Annotated in this window: 2 protein-coding genes, 1 tRNA gene and 1 pseudogene; 2 read left to right on the top strand and 2 right to left on the bottom strand. The window is 29.2% G+C overall.

The features are described from left to right. Nucleotides 1–37: 37 nt before the first annotated feature. Nucleotides 38–262, bottom strand: coding sequence for a hypothetical protein (locus tag Megvenef_RS09290; protein ID WP_322777639.1), 225 nt, complete (start codon nucleotides 260–262; stop codon nucleotides 38–40). A gap of 88 nt (nucleotides 263–350) precedes the next feature. Here Megvenef_RS09290 and Megvenef_RS09285 point away from each other — a divergent pair, with 88 nt between their 5' ends. Then, nucleotides 351–998: a DCL family protein gene (locus Megvenef_RS09285; RefSeq protein WP_322777638.1), complete on the top strand. Its 648-nt coding sequence runs from the start codon at nucleotides 351–353 to the stop codon at nucleotides 996–998. A gap of 218 nt (nucleotides 999–1216) precedes the next feature. Here the strand turns inward: Megvenef_RS09285 and Megvenef_RS09280 are convergent. Further along, a tRNA-Arg gene (locus Megvenef_RS09280) sits at nucleotides 1217–1293 on the bottom strand. 332 nt (nucleotides 1294–1625) lie between these two features. Here Megvenef_RS09280 and Megvenef_RS09275 point away from each other — a divergent pair. Then, nucleotides 1626–1884: pseudogene (locus Megvenef_RS09275) on the top strand (magnesium transporter CorA family protein); the annotation flags it as partial.

The following is a 1884-nucleotide window of genomic DNA, read 5'->3' as shown; positions in this document are numbered from 1 at the left end:
CTATGGCTCATTTTATGATCAAATTCGAAGGGAGAATTTAAGTGCCTATAATCGAATTTACACAAATAGATGGAAAGTCTCTAAAAAAACTACCGCTGATCCAAGTAGCAATAATAGTCGCTGCAATCGTTGCTGTGCTAAAATTCCTATCACCTATAGCATACTCTTTTATAGTTTTTATACCTCTACCAGAATAAAAGCCTGCTACTAAATTGATTGCTAAAAAAGATGCAATGATTATTATATCTATGTTGTACGACATTTTATGTATATTTATTTAAATTGCTCAATCTTTAAGTTAAATAAAATATCACAGGAATTCAATAGATAATTTATTTAGGAGAAGTTAAATGACCAATATAGTTTTAAATACTAAAGAGTTTCAATCTAAAACAGAAGCTAAGAACTTTTTCAAAGAAATGCTTAGTAAATATAAGCCTAGTAATGTTGTCGATGATTTAGAGGATATAAAGCACCTTACTTCTCTTTTAGAAAGACATCCTGAAAGAAATGAAAAAGTTGGTGTTGGTATAAGTCATTTCAAAGTTACCAATACTAAATTTAGTAAACGTAACTTTTGCTTTCATATCATAAGAATAGATGGTACAGAAACAGATTTTTCTTATATTAATTGTATTGATATACATTCGTCCCAGAAAGAAGAAGTTAGCAAAGCGTTCAGGTGGTCTGTAAGAGAATATGTGCAAACAAGAAAAAAAGAACTTTTTAGCAATGTACTGAATGGGGTAATTAAATGTTTTGATACTGGTGAAACAATTACGTTTGAACAGGTGGAAATGCGTTACCATAAGCCTAATACATTTAATGTAATAGTAAAAACTTTCTTAAAAGATCAAGATTTAGATTTCGATCTAGTTGAACTCACTGATAATCAAGATAATCAATACTCACCTGAATTAACAGATGATGTATTAAAACAAAAATTCCTTAATTACCATAATGAAACTGCGCAACTTTATCCAAGAAAAACTTCGTAACGGTTTAACATTAAAGCTTTCAAGTATACAACCTAACTTTAGGTGCTTTAAGCGACTTTATTAGGTAAGCTAGTCACCAGATTGTATAATTAAAGAGTTGTTGGCACTTAAGTGCCATACTTTAATTTTTACATCTAAAACTTTATTCCAAAGTATACCCTTAGTATACCCAACAAAAATTTGTTTATTCAATAAAGCTTTATAGCCTTTTGTTTATATGGTGCGCCCTAGAGGATTCGAACCTCTGACCTACGGATTAGAAATCCGTTGCTCTATCCAGCTGAGCTAAGGGCGCGCGGCAGGCTTTATTCAAAGCAAGTCGTTTATAGCAGCGAACAAATAATTTTTCAAGTCAAAATTAGATAGCTACCTGGCATTGTTAATTACAACCATTCTTATTTTGGTTTTATTAATAAATAAAACACATCTAAATCTATTTAGCTTAACAGTGATTTTGGCTATATTATTCTTCGACTTCATCTTCGTTTTAGCAAAAATGTCATCTTTTATGTGGATATGGTTTCATCAAAAAATAAAATAATAATAGAGAATAATAAAAAGAATAATGAAATACATACATATGTCAAGTAATGTTACACTTATGTATTTTTTAGAATTAAAGGATTTATGATAATTACCTATTTAAATCAAAACAATAAAATTGAAAGAAGTACAGAAGTTATTCTTGACCCTTCTACTTTATGGATTGATTTAGTCAATATGTCTAGAGAGGAAGAAAAATTAATTGAAAACTTTTTAGGAATTGATATTCCTAGTAAAGAAGAAATGGAACAAATTGAAGTCTCTAGGAGGCTATATGTAGAAAATGATGCTACTTACTTTATTATGTCATTAATTAATCATAATATCACATCCATTATTAATC

This window comes from Candidatus Megaera venefica (assembly GCF_034554655.1).
In the GTDB taxonomy this organism is placed as follows: domain Bacteria; phylum Pseudomonadota; class Alphaproteobacteria; order Rickettsiales; family Rickettsiaceae; genus Megaera_A; species Megaera_A venefica.
Note: the sequence above shows the minus strand (reverse complement) of the source record. Positions and strands in the feature narration are given on the sequence as shown.